This window comes from Propioniciclava sinopodophylli, from assembly GCF_004324755.1.
Lineage (GTDB): Bacteria > Actinomycetota > Actinomycetes > Propionibacteriales > Propionibacteriaceae > Propioniciclava > Propioniciclava sinopodophylli.
Genome location: NZ_SDMQ01000009.1, coordinates 1 through 18,266, shown reverse-complemented (window position 1 = coordinate 18,266; position 18,266 = coordinate 1). Strand labels below are relative to the sequence as shown.

Sequence of the window (18,266 nt, the reverse complement as noted above, 5' to 3'; positions counted from 1 at the left end):
CCATGAGCACCGTCAGTCAGGGCGTGAAGCGCACCGAGAGCTACGTCTACAACAGCCTGCACTGGGCCTTCCCGCTCGCGCCGATCCTCGCCCTGTCCACGGCCTTCGGGCCCTGGCCGGTGGCGATCCGCATCGCGTTCGTCGCCGCCACGGTGGTGGCCTCCCTCGCGGGGCTGTCGGTGCTGCACACGGCACTGCGCGACGCCGACCTGCTCCCACCCAGCGGCTGGGACGCCGTACGCGTCGGCCGCCTGACCCCGGTGGTGGCGGTCTGGGCGGTGGCGTCGGTGTCCACCGTCCTGCTGGCCGGGACGCCAGGCTGGCGGGACCTGTTCAGCGCGATCACGGTCCCCGGCTACCTGGGCGGCGCCCTCGCCCTGCCCCTGCTGGCCCTGCCACGCGCCTCGGGACGTACGGTCCGCCCCGTGCTGGTCGGCCTGGTCGCGATCGTGCTGGCCGAGGCCGCCCTCTGGGGCACCCTCGCCTCCTCGGACCCCGAGCAGCGGGTCACCCAGATCACCGCCGCCTACTGGGTGGGGTTCGCCGCGGCCGTGGTCGTGGGCTTCGCCCAGATGTTCCTCAACGTGCTGGCCACCACCCGTGAGCTCGAACGCGCCCGCGTCGACGGCGCCCGCCTGGCCGTCACCGAGGAGCGCCTGCGCTTCAGCCGCGACCTGCACGACGTCTTCGGCCGCACCCTCTCCGCGGTCGCGCTCAAGGCCGAACTCGGGGCACGCCAGGCCGAGGCGTCCGGACGCCGCGGGCTCGGGCCTGGCGGGCCTGGCCGAACGCCTCGCCGAGGTCGGTGGGTCGCTGCACGCCGAGCAGCGGGACGGTAGCTTCGTGCTCACCGCGACCGTGGACGCCGCCACCCTGGCCCGTCTGGAGGTCGCCGAGGAGGGCGCGTGATCCGTATCGTCGTTGCCGACGACGAGCACCTCATCCGCGAGGCGCTGGTGTCGTTGCTGGGCCTCGAGGACGACCTCGAGGTCGTCGCGCAGGCCGCCTCGGGCGACGAGGCGCTGGCCGTCGCCCGCAAGCACGCACCCGACGTCGCCGTGCTCGACCTGCAGATGCCGGGGCTCTCGGGGACCGAGGTGGCCGCGGCGCTGGCGTCCGAGCTGTCGGGGTGCGCCTGCGTGATCGTCACCTCGCACGGGCTGCCCGGGCACCTGAAGCAGGCGCTCGCGGTCGGCGTGCGCGGGTTCGTGCCGAAGACGATCTCGGGGTCGGGCCTGGCCGCCGTGATCCGCACCGTGCACGCGGGCGGGCGCCACGTCGACCCGGAACTGGCCGCCGACGCCATCGCGGCCGGCGACTCCCCGCTCACCGCTCGCGAGGCCGACGTGCTGGCGGCCGCCGGCGACGGGGCGCCCGTCGAGGAGATCGCCGCGCGCCTCCACCTGTCCCCGGGCACCGTGCGCAACTACCTCAGCTCGGCCATGGGCAAGCTGCACGCGGCCACCCGGCACGAGGCGGCCCGCGTCGCCCGCGAGCGCGGCTGGGCGTAGCGCTAGGCTGGCGCCCATGCTCGAACGGACCGAACTCGCCCGCCTCGTCGACCACACCCTGCTGTCCCCGACGGCCACGGCCGCCGACGTGGAGGCCCTCGCCGCCGAGGCCGCCGACCTGGGCACCTACTCCATCTGCGTCTCCCCCTCCATGCTGCCGCTGCCGTTCTCGCCGCGCGTGAAGGTCGCCACGGTGGTCGGCTTCCCCTCGGGCAAGCACACCCCCGAGACGAAGGCGTTCGAGGCCGCCGAGGCCGTCCGCAACGGCGCCGACGAGGTCGACATGGTCATCGACATCGGGGCGCTGAAGTCCGGCGACGCCACCCACACGGAGGACGAGATCCGCGCCGTGCGCGACGCCGTCCCCGCCCCGGGCATCCTGAAGGTCATCATCGAGTCGGCGGCCCTGACCGACGACGAGATCGTGGCCGCCTGCACGGGCGCCGAGGCCGCCGGCGCCGACTTCGTGAAGACCTCCACCGGCTTCCACCCCTCCGGTGGCGCCTCCGAGCACGCGGTCGCGCTCATGGCGCAAACCGTCGGCGGGCGCCTCGGCGTCAAGGCGTCCGGTGGCATCCGCGACTGGGACGCCGCGCAGGCCATGGTTGCCGCCGGCGCCACCCGCCTGGGCCTCTCCGGCACCCGCGCGGTGCTCGACGGGGGGACGTCCGAGGGCTACTGACCCCGGCCGCCTCCCCGGCAACTCCCACACCGACGGTTCCCCCCCCCCATCGAAAGCAGACCCCCGTGAAGAAGCTGCTGCTGCCCGCCCTCATCGCAGCCGTCGCCCTGTCAGGGTGCGGCCGCCCGGCGGACTCGTCAACCCGAGCGATCCCCGACACTCCCCAGTCCTTGGCCGACGAGCTCTGGGCGTCGCTGGAGGGTACCGACGCTGACCGCGTGAGCGAGATCTCCATCCAGCTGAAGGAGTCGGTGGTGACCCAGCAGGGCGACGACCTCGGTCCCTCCGGCATCGCCGGGATCAAGGGGCACCCGGAGGGCCCCACCCAGAAGACGATCCAGGTCTCCCCGACGCTCGGCCTCGACTCCCCGGGCGGGAACTTCGTGTACGAAGACGAGAGCGTCGCCTACACCACCCGGCCTGCGCTTCCCGCCCGCGAGGCAGTGGACGCCGCCGCCGCGGACTGGTTCGCCGCCCGCGAAGCCATGGGCGAGTGCGCCGAGCCGGTCTTCCTCTGGCAGGTGAACCACCGCGGGTCGGGCATGAGCACGCTGCAGTGCGGCATCATGGCCGAGGGCCCCGAGCACCGGCGGGTCGGCGGCCAAGCGGTCGAACTGCCCGCCGACCCCGCATCGGGCGACATGCTCCTCTGGCTGCTCGACCAGGCCCAGGCGGCCGGCGCGGAGGCGGTCTCGTATGTCGGGGTGGGGGAGTTCCCCTCGATCGCGGTCAGCCAGCCCTCCGCCCCGCTCGTCAACGGCGAGCAGTGCCCGTGGCAGCTCAGCCCCGTGCTGTGGGAGACCACCTGCAACACGAACCCGGGCAAGGACATCCCCTTGGCCGACATCGACGCCGCGGCCCTGGCCGCGGCGATTGACTCCGCCGAGACGGAGTCGGCGTCCCTGTCCTGGGACATCATGAACCTGTACGTGTCGCTGCACGTGCGCCGGGTCGACGGCTCCAGCACGAGCTACCGACCCAGCGGCGAGGAGTTCGACCCGGTCGACGTCATCCTCGGCGAAGGCTAGGCCCGGCCGCCGGCCGGGTCGGCGTCCCGCGCGCGGACGTCGCCCACCGCGATGTCGAGGGCCCGGGACAGCTCGCGGACGTACCGGTCGGCCGGGAGGCCCACCATGAGGAGCGCGGTCTGCACCTGGCTGGGCGTCATGCCCTGCACGACCAGGCCGACGCCACGGCGTGCGAGGGCCCGGGCCACGTCAGCCAGCGCCTCGGCGCCCGAGGCGTCGAACACGTTCATCCGGTGGCAGCGCACGATGACGGCGTCCACACCGGCCTCGACCGCCTCGACCTCCTCAACGAAGCTGCGGGCGTCACCGTAGAACAGGGCCCCGTCGACGCGGTAGATGGCGATGCGGTGCCGCATCGACTCCTGCTCGGGCAGTAGGTCGATCCAGCCCTCGCGGGTGTCGGCGGGCAGGTGCTGGCGGAACACCGCCGAGTACGACGCCATGTGCCGCAGGCTCATGACGGCGGCCATCGCGAAGCCGAGCAGCACCGCCATGACCAGGTCGAGCACGACGGTCGCGGCGAAGGTGAGCAGCAGGGTGTTGCGGTCGGCGCGCGTCGCGGCCATGACCGGGCGCAGCGCCTTGATGTCGACCATGCGCAGCGCGGTCATCACGAGCACCCCGCCGAGGGCCGCCATGGGGATGCGGGCCACGACCGGGGAGGCGAACGCCATCACGCCCAGCAGCACGACCGCGTGGAACACCACCGCCAGCCGGGTGCGTCCGCCGGTGCGGGCGTTGACCGCGGTGCGGGCGATCGCGCCCGTCGCGGGCAGGCCGCCGAACAGGCCCGAGGCCACGTTGGCCAGCCCTTGGCCGACCAGCTCGCGGTCGGGCTTGGTGCGGGTCACCTCGGGCACCATGCCGTCGGCGACGCGCGCCGACAGCAGCGACTCCAGGGCCGCGAGCGCGGCCACGGCCAGGGCGGGGGCGGCCAGGCCCTGGATCGTGCGCCAGTCGAAGCTGGGCAGGCTGGGCGCGGGCAGGGAGGTCGGGAGCGCGCCGATCCGCGCCACGTCGAGCGACATCAACTCGGCCACGACCGTCGCCACGATGATCGCCACCAGCGACAACGGGACGCCGCGGGCCACCCTCTCGCCCACCAGGTGGAGCACGACGACCAGCGCGACGATCGCCAGCGGCGCGATCGCCGCGGCCCAGTCGGTGCCGGCGATGGTGTTCCACGCCGACACCAGCGAGGACTCACCCTCACCCTTCTCCGAGCCCAGCACGAGGGGCAGCTGCTGCAGGAAGATGATCACGCCGATGCCGGCGGTGAACCCCTCGACCACGGGTAGCGGGATGAGGTCGACGGTCCGGCCGAGGGACGTCATGCCCATCAGGATCACCATGATCCCGGCCAGGATCGCCAGGGTCGGGACGTTCTCGACCCCGTAGGCCGCGATGACCGGGAGCAGGACGACGGTCATGGCACCGGTCGGGCCCGACACCTGCAGGTGGCTGCCGCCGAACACCGCGGCGACGATGCCCGCGACGATCGCGGTGACCAGCCCGGCGGTCGCCCCCACGCCGGAGGCCACCCCGAAGCCGAGCGCCAGCGGCAGGGCGACGATGCCCACGGTGAGCCCGGCCATGAGGTCGCGGCGCCACGTGTGCGGCAGCTGCGCGTAGTCGGCCGGCGTCGGCCACAACCCCTTCAGGCTGATCAGGTGCTCGCTCACGGCGTCCCACGCCGAGGCGAACTGCTCTCCCCGCGTTTGACGCGGCGGCTCGATGCGGTAGTCCGGCACTGCACTCCCCCTTCGAGCGCAGGGTAGCGCCCGGGCCGGGTGGCTGCCATCCGGCGCCGACGGCGTCCGGGAACGGCCGACGGCCCCGGGTCGGAACCCGGGGCCGTCGGTGTATTGGTTGGCTCAGCCGTGCTGCAGGGTCGCCCGAGCGGCGGCCAGGCGGGCGATCGGCACACGGAACGGGGAGCAGGACACGTAGTTCAGGCCCACCTTGTGGAAGAACTCGATCGAGTCCGGATCGCCACCGTGCTCGCCACAGACACCCGTCTTGAGCTCAGCCTTGGTGGAGCGACCCTTCTCGACGCCGATCTGCACCAGCTGGCCGACGCCCTCCTGGTCGATCGACTCGAACGGGTTCTTCGCGATGACCTCGTCCTCGACGTAGTGGCCGAGGAAGCCCGCCTCGGCGTCGTCACGCGAGATGCCGATGCCGGTCTGGGTGAGGTCGTTGGTGCCGAAGGAGAAGAAGTCGGCGTGCTCGGCGATCTCGTTCGCGGTGAGCGCCGCGCGCGGGATCTCGATCATGGTACCGACCGTGTAGTCGAGCGACTTGCCGGCCGCGGCCAGCTCCTCCTCGACGGCCTTCACGACGATGTCGCGCTGCACCTCCAGCTCCTTGGCGATGGCGACCAGAGGGATCATGATCTCCACCCCGACGGTCTCGCCCTCGCGCTCCTGGACGGCCAGGGCCGCCTTGACGATGGCGCGGGCCTGCATGTCGGGGATCGACGGGTACAGCATCGCCAGGCGGCAGCCGCGGGTGCCGAGCATCGGGTTCTGCTCGTGCAGGCGCTTGACCTGCGCAAGGGTCTCGCGCTCCTTGGCGAGCACGTCCTCGGACGCCCCCGTCAGCTCCAACTCCTTCACGAGCACCGACTGGTCGACGATGTTCGGAAGGAACTCGTGCAGCGGCGGGTCGAGCAGGCGCACGGTGACCGGCAGGCCCTTCATGGCGGTGAAGATGCCCTCGAAGTCGGCCTGCTGCATCGGCAGGATCTCGGCCAGGGCCGCCGCGCGCTGCTCCTCGTTCTCAGCGAGGATCATCTTGCGGACGGCCGGCAGGCGGTCGGCGGCCATGAACATGTGCTCGGTGCGTGCCAGGCCGATGCCCTCGGCACCCAGCTCGCGGGCCTTGGACGCGTCCTCGAAGTTCTCCGCGTTCGCACGGACGCCGAGGCGACGGACGGCGTCCGCCCACTCGCCGACCTGCTGGAAGTTCTCGTCCAGCTTCGGCGGCACCAGCGCCAGCGCGCCGGAGAACACCTCACCGGTGGAGCCGTTCAGCGTCAGGGTGTCGCCCTTGCCGTACTCCTGGCCGCCGATGGTGACCGTCTCGGCCTTCGGGTCGATCTTGATGCCGGGGGCGCCCGCGACACACGTGATGCCCATGCCGCGCGCGACGACGGCCGCGTGCGAGGTCATGCCGCCGTGGGCGGTCAGGACGCCCTGGGCCACCATCACGCCGTGGATGTCGTCGGGGGTGGTCTCGTAGCGGACGAGGATGACCTTCTCGCCGGCCTTGCCGCGCTCGGCGGCGTCGTCGGCGGTGAAGGAGAGCGTGCCGACGGCCGCGCCCGGTGAGGCGGGCAGGCCCTTGACGATCGCGGTCGCGGTCTCGTGCGGGTCGATGGCGTCGTGGAGGAGGGCGTCCAGGTCGGAGGGGTTGATGCGCAGCAGCGCCTCCTCCTTGGTGATGAGGCCCTCGCTGACCATGTCGACGGCGGTCTTCACGGCGGCGGCGGCGGTGCGCTTGCCGTTGCGGGTCTGCAGCATGTAGAGCTTGCGATCCTCGATCGTGAACTCCATGTCCTGCATGTCCTTGTTGTGGAGCTCGAGCTTGTCCATCGTGGCCAGCAGCTCATGGAAGGCCTCGGGGAGCTCGGCCTCCATCTCCGCCAGGTCGCGCGGGGTGCGGATTCCGGCGACGACGTCCTCGCCCTGGGCGTTGGTCAGGAACTCGCCGTAGAGCTCCTTCTCACCGGTGGACGGGTTGCGGGAGAAGCACACGCCGGTCGCCGAGGTCTCGCCGCGGTTGCCGAACACCATCTGCTGCACGTTCACGGCGGTGCCCAGGTTGCGGGAAATGCCCTGGCTCTTGCGGTACACCTCGGCGCGCGGGTTCAGCCAGCTCTTGAACACGGCGTTGATCGCGCGCATGAGCTGCTCCTTGGGGTCGGTGGTCCAGTGGCCACCGAGGGCCTCGTTGGCGAGGTCCTTGAACTTCTGGGTGAGTGCCTTGAGGTCCTCGGCGTCCAGGTCGGTGTCGTTGTCGACGCCCTTGGCCTCCTTGGCCTCGGTCAGCGCGTCCTCGAACACGTGGGGCTCGATGCCCTCGACGACCTCGCCGTACATCTGGACGAAGCGGCGGTAGCAGTCCCAGGCGAAGCGCTCGTTGCCGTCGGCCAGCTTGGCCACCTGGCCCACGGTCTCGTCCGAGATGCCGAGGTTGAGGATGGTGTCCATCATGCCGGGCATCGAGAAGACGGCGCCGGAGCGAATCGAGACGAGCAGCGGGTTCTCCACCGAGCCCAGCGTCTTGCCGGTGCGCTCCTCGAGGCGGGCGAGGCCGGCCTCGACCTGCTCGCGGAGGCCCTCGGGCCACTCGGAGTTGTTGTTCATCGTGTCGACGCAGGCCTGCGTGGTCACGGTGAAGGCGTCGGGTACGGGGACGCCGATGCGATTCATCTCGGCGAGGTTGGCACCCTTGCCACCCAGCAGCGGCTTCAGCGACGCGTCACCCTCGTTGAGGTCGTAGACGTACTTCGTCTGGTTCATGAAAAGGCTTCTCCTTCAAGTGCTCCGTACACGTCGACGTGCTGGCCCCCAGGGCCACCGGACGGCGGAGGTCCGCCCGGAATGTCCAGCACCCACCGTAGTGGGTCCGCGGCGCAACAGCCGAGCCTTTCAAGCCGATCCGCGTCATGGACGCCGATACGATGGCCCGCATGACACTCGACCCCGTCGCGGCCCTGATGCTCGACGAGGCCGGGCCCCTCCCGGACCGCGTCCTCGTCGTGGACGACGTGGGCGGCGCGCTCACCCGCGCCGCGGTGGACGCCGGCTCCGACGTGCGCACCTGGTGCGACGACCTGCGCGACGTCGCCCATGTGCCGCCGGCGCAGCGCCTCGTGGCGCCCTTGACCGACTGGACGCCCCAGCTGGTGCTCTGGCGCCTCCCGAAGTCGTTGTCGGGCGTCGAGGACTACGCCGAACAACTCGCCGCGCATGTGGACCCCGCCACCCGGGTCGTGGCCGGCGGGCGCACGAAGCACATGACCCCGAACCAGAACGCCGCGCTGGGGCGCCAGTTCGAGCAGGTCTCGGCCAGCCTCGGCCGCCAGAAGTCGCGGGTGCTGCACGCGACGGGTGCGCGCCCCGCGGCTGTGCGGTGGCCCCTGCGTCGCCACCTGCCCGAGGTCGGGATCACCGCCATCGCCCACGGCACGGTGTTCAACACCAACCGCCTCGACGACGGCACCCACCTGCTGCTGCGCACCCTGGCCCGCACGGCCGGCGACCCGGTGGTGGATCCGCGTGCCTTCCGCGGCGTAGCCCTCGACGTCGGCTGCGGTTCCGGCATCATCGCCGCCTGGCTGGCCCAGCGCGGCTGGGAGACCACCGCCACCGACGTGTCGGCCTTCGCGGTCGCGTCCACCCGGCTGACCGCTCGCGCCAACAACGTCAGCGTGCGCGTCCGCCACGCCGACATGCTCGCCGGCACGGGGCCCGACTCCGTCGACCTCCTGGTCAGCAACCCGCCGTTCCACATCGGTGCGGCGAAGGACTCCTCCCCCACGCTGGCCATGATCCGGGAGGCCGGCCAGGTGCTCCGCCCCGGGGGCGAGCTGTGGATCGTGTTCAACGGGCACCTGCCCTACCTGGGCGCCCTGCGACGCCACGTCGGCAACACCACCATCGAGGCGCAGGACCGCCACTACATCGTGGCCCGCGCCCTGAAGGCGCCGCAGCTGTGACCGCCGCAGTACGCCCCCGCCCGAAGAAGAAGAAGCGCCATGCGGGCTGGATCCCCAACCAGCACGGCGCCTGGGCGATGCTCGTCCTGCCGTTCCTGCTGGGGGTGTCCCTGCGGCTCACCGACCTGGCCGCCGGCCGGGCGTCCGGCTCCGGCTGGTTCCTCGCGCCGCTGTTCGTGTGCTGGATGGTGGGCTACTTCGCGTTCCACGCGGCGTCCGGCTGGCTGAAGGCGCCCCGGCAGCGCAAGCAGGGCTGGGTGGGGCCGCTGGTCACCTACGGGGCGATCTCGGGCGTAGCGGGCGTCCTGACGCTGCTCGTGGGCGGCTGGCAGATCGCCGCCTGGGCGCCCGCGTTCGTCCCGCTGCTGCTGCCGGCGCTGTGGCTGGCCGCCCAACGCAACGAGCGCGCCACGATCGGCGGGGCGCTCACCATCGCGGCGGCGTCCCTGATGATCCCGATCGCCCGCCACCCGTGGGTCGCGGACGCCGTGGGCCCCGGCACCCTGCCCACGTGGCTGCTCACCGGCCTGGTGTTCGCGTACTTCTTCGGGACGGTCCTGTACGTCAAGACGAACATCCGCGAGCGCGGATCCAAGCCGTGGCTCGTGGCGTCCATCGCCTACCACGGCGTGTGCGCGATCATCGCGGCGGCCTTGGCCGGGAACGGCCTGGTCCCCTGGTGGTGGACGCCGTTCTTCCTACTCGCCACGCTGCGGGCCTGGCACATCCCCGGACGCACGTGGTCCCCCAAGCACATCGGCTTCCTGGAGATCGGCATGAGCTCCCTGCTGCTCCTCTGCTTCGCCCTCTGGCCGCTGGCCTGACCCCCCTTCCGCCGAGAGCCCCGGGTTTGCGCGCCGACAGCCCCGGCATCGTCCGCCGACAGCCCCGGCCTCACGCGTCCGCCAGCTGCCCCCGTGCGCGAAGGTCGGCCACGATCTCGGCGTGGAACGCCTCGTCGATGCGGTAGAAGCGCAGGTAGATGAGGTAGCTCGCGAGCATCAGCACCATCGGGAAGCCCATCATCATCAGACGCATGCCGAGCAGACCGGCCTCGGTGACGTCGTCGGGCGTCCGGGCGGCGTTGATGCCGGTCAGGATCAGCGTCGCACCGACGATCGCGGTGCCGACCGCGCCGCCGATCTTGTTGATGAACGGCTGCAGGGCGAAGGTCACGGCGCCGTTGCGGTGTCCGAGCTTCCACTGGCCGTACTCGATGCAGTCGGTGAGGAACACGGTCATCAGCACGATCACGAAGGACGCCCCGACGAACAGCAGCAGTCCCGCGATGCCGATGGGGACGATGTCCATCGGCGAGAAGAAGAACACGAGGTAGCCGAGCCCGACCAGGCCCATCGCGATCGAGAACAGGCGCTTGCGGCTGAACCGCTTGCGCAGCAGCGGGAACAGTGCGAACCCCAGCAGCTGCGCCACCCCGAGGATCGCCGCGAAGGGCGAGAACATGTTCTCGTCGCGGTAGGCGTACTTGAAGAAGTAGACCCCGAACGAGGTCGTGGTGTTGTAGCCCACGAGGAACAGCACCATGGCCAGGGCCGTCCACAGGAGCTGATCGTTGAGCCCGATCGCCCGGGCCACGTCGCGCACCGTGGTGTGCTCGACCGCCCCCGTCCGTTGCGGCTCGCGGACGCCCACGAGCGTCACCAGCTGCCCCAGGACCATGATCGCCGCGGCGCCGATGGTGAACAGCTGCCAGGCGCGGGCGTCCCCGCCGAGCATCCCCGTGACGGGGATGATCGCCACCACGATCGTGAAGAGCCCGATCGTGGCGAAGACCTTGGCCAGCGCGCCGAGCCGTTCGCGTTCGCGCTGGTCGAAGGTGAGGGCCGGCAGCATCGACCAGTAGCCGATGTCGTTCATGGTCCACGCCAGGCCCCACGCGATGTACACGACGGCGAACAGCGCCACGTAGCCCGGCCCGCGCAGGCCGAGGTCGGTGAACAGCAGGATCGTGATGAGGGCCACCGACATCATCCCGGCGACGATCCACGGCTTGAACTGGCCCCACCGCGTCCGGGTGTTGTCGATGATGCCGCCCATGACGATGTCGGTGAACGCGTCGAAGATGCGCGCGGCGAGCAGGATGCCGTTGACCCACCACAGCGTCGCGTCGTCCAGGTCGAGCACCTCAGTGAGGTACACGATGAGGAACAGCGCCATCATCGAGTAGACCATGTCGCGGCCCACCGTCCCGACGGCGAAGCTCCACCGGTTCCTGCGCGCGGTCGTGGCGTCCATGGCCGTCAACCTAGTGCCTGTGGGGGGTCGGGACGCGGAGGGCGGGGACCGCCCTTTACAGAAACCTGAATCACCCATCAGGATTGGCTCGACCCGACCATCCGAGGAGCCCCATGACCGAGTTCGCGCCTCAGCGCATCGAGACCAGCCGCCTGACCCAGAACGTGTGGACCTCCGGCCCCGACGACGGCGTCCCGCTGCTGCTGGTGCACGGCAACCTGTCCAGCGGCGGCTTCTGGAAGTACGTGGCGGACGCCCTGGGCGAGGACGTCCGTGTCATCGCGCCCGACCTGCGCGGCTACGGCGACACCGACGCCGAGCCCATCGATGCCACGCGCGGCCTGGGCGACATGGTCGACGACGTCCACGCGCTGCTGGAGACCCTCGGCCTGGCTGGCCGGCGGAAGGTCAACGCGGCCGGCTGGTCGATGGGCGCGGGCGTCCTGCAGCAGCTGATGCTCGAGCACCCGGCCGACCTCGCCTCGGTCACCCTCATCGCGCCGCTGTCGCCCTACGGCTTCGGCGGCACCAAGGGTGCGAGCGGCGAGCACGCCACCCCGGACGCCGCGGCCTGCGGTGCGGCGGGCGCCAACCCGGCGTTCGTGCGGCGCCTGGCGGCCGGCGACACCACGGACGCCGACCCTCAGACCAGCCCGCGCGTGATCATGCGGACGTTCTACGGCGGCGGCGCCAACGCCGCCAACATCGACGAGGACTTCCTGACCGGCGAGATGGTCAAGACCCGCACGGGCGACGACTTCTACCCCGGCACCGCGGTGCCGTCGGAGACCTGGCCGGGCCTGGCGACCGGTGACCGGGGCGTCCTGAACACCATGAGCCCCAAGTACTACGACGCGTCCGGCATCGTCGACCTCCCGCGCAAGCCCGCCGTCACCTGGATCCACGGCGGCGAGGACAAGGTCGTCGCCGACGGCTCCCTGTTCGACCTCGCGACGCTGGGCCAGTTGGGCGCCGTGCCGGGCTGGCCGGGCGCCGATGTGCTCCCGCCGCAGCCGATGGTGCAGCAGACCCGTGCGGTGCTGGACGCCTACCGGGCCGCCGGCGGCGAGGTGAAGGAGGTCGCCCTCGAGGGCGAGGACCACGGCATTCCACTGTCTGTCCCCGGCCGCGTCGCAGAGGAGATCACCGCGCTCCTGGTGCGCTGACCCGCGCGCGGGCCGGACTCTCGGCGGGCGCTAGGGTCTGGACATGCGCCCGGAACACCTGCCGCTGCTGACCACGGTCGGCGCGCCCACCGTCGCCCCTGACGGCTCCTTCGCCCTCGTCGCCACGTCGCGCCCCTCCTTCGAGGCGGACAGCTACGTCGGTCAGCTGTGGCGCGTGCCGCTCGACGGTGGGCGGCCCGTCCGCCAGACCCGCGGCTTCGCCGACTCCAGCCCCCGCATCAGCCCCGACGGGCGCCTGGTGGCATTCCTCCGCCGCGAGCCGGGTGGGCGAGCGCAGCTCCATGTCGCCCCCGCCAGCGGCGGCGAGGCGGCCCAGGTCACCGACCAGAAGACGGGCGTCGGCGCGTTCTGCTGGTCGCCGGATTCGACGCGCCTGGCGTTCACGTCCCGCGTCCCCGCCGACGGCCGCTACGGCACCCTGGAGGGCGTCGACGCCGCCCAGGAGGACCCCCGCCACTTCACCGGCTACAAGATCCAGTCCAACGGCCTGGGCTGGTCCACCGACCGCCCCGCCCAGCTGTTCGTCGTCGACGCCCCCGACCCGCACGCCGAGCCTTCGGTCAAGCCGATCGGCCGGGCGGGCCGCGACGCCGACCCCGACGCCCCGGCCTGGAACGTGCCGGCGGCACGCCAGCTCACCGACGGCCCCCACGACGTGGGCGAGCCGGTCTTCACCCCCCACGGCGACGCCGTCCTCGTCACCGCCCCCTCCGGCGAGGACGCTGACGAGCACCTCCGCACGGCGATCCACCGCGTGTGCCTTGAGTCCGGCCAGGTGACTCCGGTCGCCGCCGACCCCCGCCTCTCCTTCTCCACCGCCTGCCCGGTCGGCGACGGCTGGCTGTTCCTGCTCGGCTCCGACCTCGGCGAGGACGGCCGCAGCTTCGTCGCGACCAACGCCGCCTTGTTCGTGGTGGGGCGCGACGGCGGCGCCCCCGTCCGACTCACCGACAACGAGACCATCGAACTCACGCACCGTTTGGTGCCCAGCGGCACGGACGCCGTCCTGGCCGTCCGAAACCACCGCGGTTCGGCCGAGGTGCTCCGCGTCGTCGCGGACGGCACCGTAGACACCCTGCACTCCGGCCAGCCCACCGCGGACGCCGTCGCCGCACTGCCCGACGGCGGCGTGGTCGCCACGGTGGTCACCGTCGACTCCCCCGGCGAGCTGGCGGTCCTGCGCGACGGCACGATGACCGCGCTGACCGACTTCGGCGCGAAGCTCCGCGAGGCCACCACCGTCCGGACGCCGACCGAGCTCACCGCGACCTCCCCCGACGGGACGCCCGTGCACGGCTGGGTCGTGCTGCCCGACGGCGAGGGCCCGCACCCCGTCCTGCTCAACATCCACGGCGGCCCCTACGCGCACTACACCGGCGACTTCTTCGACGAGTTCCAGGTCTATGCCGAGGCGGGCTACGCGGTCGTCTACTGCAACCCGCGCGGCTCCGGCTCCTACGGACAGGCCCACGGCGCCGCGATCCGGCACGACTTCGGCAACCTCGACATGGCCGACGTGCTCGCCTTCCTCGACCACGCAACGACGACCGTTGCGGGGTTGGACGCCGACCGCGTCGGCATCATGGGCGGCAGCTACGGCGGCTACCTGACGGCGTGGACGATCGCCCACGACCACCGCTTCGCCGGCGCCATCGTCGAGCGCGGGTTCCTCGACCCGGCGTCGTTCCTCGGGGCGTCCGACATCGGTTGGTTCTTCATGCCCGCCTACAACGGCACCGACCGCGCCGAGCAGGACCGCCAGTCGCCGACGCTGCTCGCGGACCAGGTCACCACGCCCACCTTCGTCGTGCACTCCGAACTCGACCTGCGCTGCCCGCTCGGCCAGGCGCTGCGCTATTACACGGCCCTCAAGGCCGCCGGCGTGGACACCGAGTTGCTCGTCTTCCCCGGTGAGAACCACGAGCTGTCCCGCTCGGGAACCCCGTGGCACCGGCGCCAGCGCTTCGAGGCCATCCTCGACTGGTGGGGCCGCCACCTCCCCGTGCGCGACGACGAGCGGTCCGGGTAGTCTCGCGAGGGTGAAGACCGCCAGCCGCGCCGCCGCCCTCGCGCTGGTGGCGACGGTCACGGCGGGCTGCGCCCTGGCTCCCCCGCCGACCGCTCCGGTCCCGCCGGCCACAGCCACACCGACGGCCGCGCCGCCACCCACGGCGTCCGCCACGCCGGCCCCGGCCCCGCTCGACCTGACTCTCCCCGGCGAGGCGGAGCGGCTGGTCGACGAACTCATGGACGCCGCCAACGCTCTGCAGGCGATCATGGTCACGGTGACGGCGTCGGACGCCTCGGTGACGGTCGTGCGCGACGGCCAGGCCCAGACGTGGGCGTGGCGGGACGAGCGGGTGCAGCAGGTCCCCTCCGACATCACCTACGTGGCGCAGCGCATGTTCGACCCCGACGACTTCGAGCTGGGCGACGTGGGCGCCCTGTTCCGGTCCGCCGAGGCCGTCTCGGGTTCGCGACGCGGCCAGTCGCTGCAGATCGTCGACTACTCCGCCGGCCTGGTGTCGATGTCGGTCTCGACGGTGCCCGAGTCCCGCCCCGTCTTCTTCAAGCCGGACGGCACCCTGCTGCCCACCCTCGACTTCACCAGCGCGTGGGGCCTGCGGCAGGGCTACGCGGACGCCGTGGGTGACCGCCGGGTCGCCACGGCCATCGGCTTCGGGTCGGCGATCGGCGTCCACCTCGACGGCCTGCAGGGCCCGGACGGGACGTCCCAGCGGCGGCAGCGCACCGCGCGGACGCCCGTGATCGTGACCGCCCGCACCGAGGGAACAGCCCTTCGCCCGTTCGACGCGTCGCTGGTCGACCCGGACGCCGTGTGGGGCGTGCTGGAGCGGCTCAAGGAGTCCGGCGACTTCTCGCTCGACCGGACGTGGAGCTGCATCGTCGACGACCGGGCCGCACTCGGCGTCCCGCGCATGTACTTCACCATCGGCGACGAGACCTTCACCACGGACCTCGACGGCCGCGCCGTCGAGTGAGCCTCGACGACGCGGCCGCCGCGTCCGGTGTCCGGGAAGGTCAGGCCAAGGAGCCCGCCGCGAACGTGTTGCACTGGTTCGGGTCGCCGGAGTTGAAGCCCCTGGCGAGCCACTCCTTGCGCATCTGCGAGGAGCCGTGTGTCCACTGGTCGGGGTTGATGCGGCCCGCCTGCATGCGTTGGATGTGGTCGTCACCGACGACCTCGGCGGCGTTCACCGCGCGGTCCAGGTCGTCCTGGGTGACCTCGCTGATGATGTTGTCGGCGTCACCGGCGGCGTAGCGCAGCCAGACGCCGGCGTAGCAGTCGGCCTGGAGCTCGAGGCGGACGGCCGGCGAGTTGGGGCCGGCGGTCTGGCCCTGGCGCTGGACCTGCTCCATGATGCCGGTCAAGTTCGAGATGTGGTGGCCGTACTCGTGGGCGATGACGTACGCCTCGGCGGCGTCGCCGCCGTCGGCGCCGAGCTGCGGCAGCATCTGCTGGAAGAAGGCGGTGTCGAAGTAGATGCCCTGGTCGGCCGGGCAGTAGAACGGGCCGACGTCGGAGGTCGCCTGGCCACAGGCGGTGCTGACCGAGCCGCTGAAGATGTTGGTCTTCGTCTGCTGGTAGCCGGGCAGCGCCTGCTGCCAGTACTCCTGGATCGAGTTCGTGTAGGCCACGAAACGGCACTCCGGGTCCTTCTCGATGTCGGCGCCGGTCTGGCAGTGCGCGTACTGGTTGGTGCCCGCGTCCTGCTGGGGGGCGGCTACGCCGCCACCGAGGATGGCGCCCGGGTCGAACCCGAACAGCAGGGCGAGGATGACGAGGATGATGCTGGCGCCGCCACCGACGGCGATGCTGCCGCCACGGCCCCTGCCGCCTCCCCCCATCTGGGACGGATCGAGCTGGGCCCCCGGGTTGTACTGCACGTCGCGCCTCCATCGTCGCTGGCCGGAACTGCGTTGAGCATAGCTGGACGGGGGCGGGCCGCACATGGTGGCCGACCCCGGGGTTCACCGGAGAGGCGGCTTGGCTCATTTTGGTGGGGAGGCCAAGATGGGCGGGTGGAGATCTTGGGGGTTGAGCTGCCGGGCGGGACGCCCGTGCTCTCCTTCACGCTCGGCCACGGCGAGGACCCGTACCAGGTGGCGTGGGAGAGCGGCTACCGCGTCCTGCGGCCCCTGTCCGCCGCCGGCACCGTCGAGGACCTCACGGTCACGCTCCAAGTCCTCCCGCACCGCCGTCCCGTGACGCCGCGCGGCCCGCAGCGGGTCCGCACCACCCTGCGCCCCGGCGAAATGGTCGGGCGCCCCGTCGTGCGCCAGCGGCTGGCCGCGTACGCGCTGGTTGTCTCCGAGCGCGGGGTGCTGGCGACCGAGTTCTCCGACCGCACGGCAGTCCCCGGCATGTGGGGACTGCCCGGCGGCGGCATCGACCCGGGCGAGAACCCGGCCTCCACCGTCCAGCGCGAGGTGTTCGAGGAGACCGGCCAGGAGATCGAGATCACGCAGTTCCTCGACGTGCAGTCCGACCACTGGATCGGCCACTCGCCCTCCGGCGTCGTCGAGGACTTCCACGCCGTCCGGCTCATCTACGCCGCCCGCTGCGACCAACCGCGGGACCCGGTCGTCCACGACGTCGGCGGCACCACGGCCGCCAGCCAGTGGGTCTCGGCCGACCGCATCCGCGACGTGGCCTGGATCAACGGCTCGCGCGCGCTGCTGGGCAAGCACAGCCACGACGTCCTGCGCACCTTCAGCCGGCGCCGCACCGCCTGACCCCGCCGCGACGAAGTGGGAGGTACGCCGAGGGCTTGCCTCCCACCCGTCGAGGGCTTGCCTCCCACCCGCCGAGGGCTTGCCTCCCACCCGCCGAGGGCTTGTCTTCGGCGTCCGAACGACGAACGCCCCGCCCGGATGATCCGGACGGGGGCGTTTCGACTCGTGCGTCAGTTCGAGCGGAAGTAGCTCAGGATGCGCAGGATCTCGGTGTAGAGCCACACCATGGTGACGGTCAAGCCGAAGGCCGCGCGCCACGACTCGGTGGCAGGCAGGCGGTTGCGGATGCCCTGCTCGACGAAGTCGAAGTCCATGATGAGGCTGGCCACGGCCAGGACGACCGCGATGGCCGAGATGATGCCGGCCAGCGGCGTGAACTCGAAGGAGCGCAGGCCGAGGTTGGTGCCGAACAGCGCGAGGACGAAGTTCACCAGCAGGGTGCCGGCGAGGGCGAAGGTCGCGATGGTGACGATCTTGCGGAAGCGGCTGGTGACCTTGATCCGGAGGAACTTGTAGGCGGCCAGCGTTGCGCCGGCGGCGATGAACGTGCCGACGACGGCCTGCACCACGATGCCGGGGTACAAGAGCTCGAACATCAGGCTGAACGCGCCGATGAACACGCCCTCGATGGCCGCGTACACGAGCACCATGGCCGGGCTGATGGTGCGACGGAACGCCACCAGCATCACCGTCACAAAGCCGACGATGCCGGAGCCGATCAGGGCCGGCAGCATGAGCTGCGGCGGCAGGAAGAGGAACGTCAGCGCCGCCGCCACGATGAGAGCGCCCATGGTGATGGCGGTCTTCGTGATGACGTCGTCGATCGTCATGACGCCGTGGGGACCGGGCTGGGTCTGATACGGCGCGGGTGCGCCGGGCTGGGAGTACTGCGGCGCACCGTACTGCCGCCCGTACTGCTGCTGGTCGTACTGCGGTGCGGGGGAAGCGTGCGAGAACTGCTCGCTGCGCGTGAAGACAGGGTTGGTGCTACGCATCAGCCCTGATCCACCGACTGTGATTCTTGGGGATGGTTCGCGTCGTTGTTGACGGCGTTTCGGGTGTGGGCGTGGTGGTCCTGCCGGTCTGTCCGGCTTCTCCACTGGGGGTCCTTGGTTGCGC

General features: G+C 71.6%; 15 protein-coding genes. 10 read left to right on the top strand and 5 right to left on the bottom strand.

Annotation, left to right across the window (positions count from 1 at the left end):
• The first annotated feature begins 2 nt into the window (after positions 1–2).
• The 4 genes from ET989_RS15585 to ET989_RS09625 all read left to right on the top strand — a co-directional run bounded on the left by ET989_RS15585 (position 3) and on the right by ET989_RS09625 (position 3,221).
• Positions 3–839, top strand: coding sequence for a histidine kinase (locus ET989_RS15585; protein WP_241656295.1), 837 nt, complete (start codon positions 3–5; stop codon positions 837–839).
• 66 nt (positions 840–905) lie between these two features.
• The gene (locus tag ET989_RS09635) at positions 906–1,511 is read left to right on the top strand and encodes a response regulator transcription factor (protein WP_131168360.1); all 606 of its coding nucleotides are present in this window, start codon (positions 906–908) and stop codon (positions 1,509–1,511) included.
• Positions 1,512–1,527: 16 nt separating this feature from the next.
• On the top strand, positions 1,528–2,193 hold the full coding sequence (gene deoC, locus ET989_RS09630; protein ID WP_131168358.1) for a deoxyribose-phosphate aldolase: 666 nt from the start codon (positions 1,528–1,530) through the stop codon (positions 2,191–2,193).
• A gap of 65 nt (positions 2,194–2,258) precedes the next feature.
• A complete protein-coding gene (locus ET989_RS09625; protein WP_131168356.1) occupies positions 2,259–3,221 on the top strand; it encodes a hypothetical protein in 963 nt (320 codons plus the stop codon).
• Here ET989_RS09625 and ET989_RS09620 read toward each other — a convergent pair.
• Positions 3,218–4,972, bottom strand: a complete 1,755-nt coding sequence (locus ET989_RS09620) for a SulP family inorganic anion transporter (RefSeq protein WP_131168354.1) — start codon at positions 4,970–4,972, stop codon at positions 3,218–3,220. The genes ET989_RS09625 and ET989_RS09620 overlap by 4 nt on opposite strands.
• A gap of 123 nt (positions 4,973–5,095) precedes the next feature.
• Positions 5,096–7,747, bottom strand: a complete 2,652-nt coding sequence (gene ppdK, locus ET989_RS09615; RefSeq protein WP_131168352.1) for a pyruvate, phosphate dikinase — start codon at positions 7,745–7,747, stop codon at positions 5,096–5,098.
• Positions 7,748–7,917: 170 nt separating this feature from the next.
• Here ppdK and ET989_RS09610 point away from each other — a divergent pair, with 170 nt between their 5' ends.
• Complete coding sequence (locus ET989_RS09610) at positions 7,918–8,946, top strand: class I SAM-dependent methyltransferase (RefSeq protein ID WP_165490109.1); 1,029 nt, start codon at positions 7,918–7,920, stop codon at positions 8,944–8,946.
• Positions 8,943–9,770 (top strand): YwiC-like family protein, encoded by an 828-nt coding sequence (locus ET989_RS09605; RefSeq protein ID WP_131168348.1) that lies wholly within the window; start codon positions 8,943–8,945, stop codon positions 9,768–9,770. The genes ET989_RS09610 and ET989_RS09605 overlap by 4 nt, the downstream gene beginning before the upstream one ends.
• Before the next feature lie 70 nt (positions 9,771–9,840).
• Here the strand turns inward: ET989_RS09605 and ET989_RS09600 are convergent, their stop codons facing one another.
• Complete coding sequence (locus ET989_RS09600) at positions 9,841–11,202, bottom strand: glycoside-pentoside-hexuronide (GPH):cation symporter (protein WP_131168346.1); 1,362 nt, start codon at positions 11,200–11,202, stop codon at positions 9,841–9,843.
• Positions 11,203–11,315: 113 nt separating this feature from the next.
• On the opposite strand from ET989_RS09600, the gene ET989_RS09595 reads away from it, so the two are divergent.
• Genes ET989_RS09595 through ET989_RS09585 form a run of 3 tightly spaced genes read left to right on the top strand, consistent with a single transcriptional unit; the run spans position 11,316 to position 15,391 of the window.
• The gene (locus ET989_RS09595) at positions 11,316–12,368 is read left to right on the top strand and encodes an alpha/beta hydrolase (protein ID WP_131168344.1); all 1,053 of its coding nucleotides are present in this window, start codon (positions 11,316–11,318) and stop codon (positions 12,366–12,368) included.
• Positions 12,369–12,411: 43 nt separating this feature from the next.
• Positions 12,412–14,418, top strand: a complete 2,007-nt coding sequence (locus tag ET989_RS09590) for a S9 family peptidase (protein WP_131168342.1) — start codon at positions 12,412–12,414, stop codon at positions 14,416–14,418.
• 10 nt (positions 14,419–14,428) lie between these two features.
• On the top strand, positions 14,429–15,391 hold the full coding sequence (locus ET989_RS09585) for a hypothetical protein (protein ID WP_131168340.1): 963 nt from the start codon (positions 14,429–14,431) through the stop codon (positions 15,389–15,391).
• 40 nt (positions 15,392–15,431) lie between these two features.
• On the opposite strand, the gene ypfJ is transcribed toward ET989_RS09585, so the two are convergent.
• Positions 15,432–16,298 carry a KPN_02809 family neutral zinc metallopeptidase gene (ypfJ, locus tag ET989_RS09580; protein WP_180320778.1) on the bottom strand — a complete coding sequence of 289 codons (867 nt, stop codon included), beginning with the start codon at positions 16,296–16,298 and terminating at the stop codon, positions 15,432–15,434.
• A 135-nt stretch (positions 16,299–16,433) separates the two neighbouring features.
• Between ypfJ and ET989_RS09575 the strand changes: the two genes are divergently transcribed.
• Positions 16,434–17,147 carry an NUDIX hydrolase gene (locus tag ET989_RS09575; RefSeq protein ID WP_241656294.1) on the top strand — a complete coding sequence of 238 codons (714 nt, stop codon included), beginning with the start codon at positions 16,434–16,436 and terminating at the stop codon, positions 17,145–17,147.
• Positions 17,148–17,317: 170 nt separating this feature from the next.
• Here the strand turns inward: ET989_RS09575 and ET989_RS09570 are convergent, their stop codons facing one another.
• Entirely contained in the window at positions 17,318–18,142 is an 825-nt protein-coding gene (locus tag ET989_RS09570; RefSeq protein ID WP_131168336.1) for a Bax inhibitor-1/YccA family protein, read from the bottom strand.
• Between the last annotated feature and the right edge of the window lie 124 nt (positions 18,143–18,266).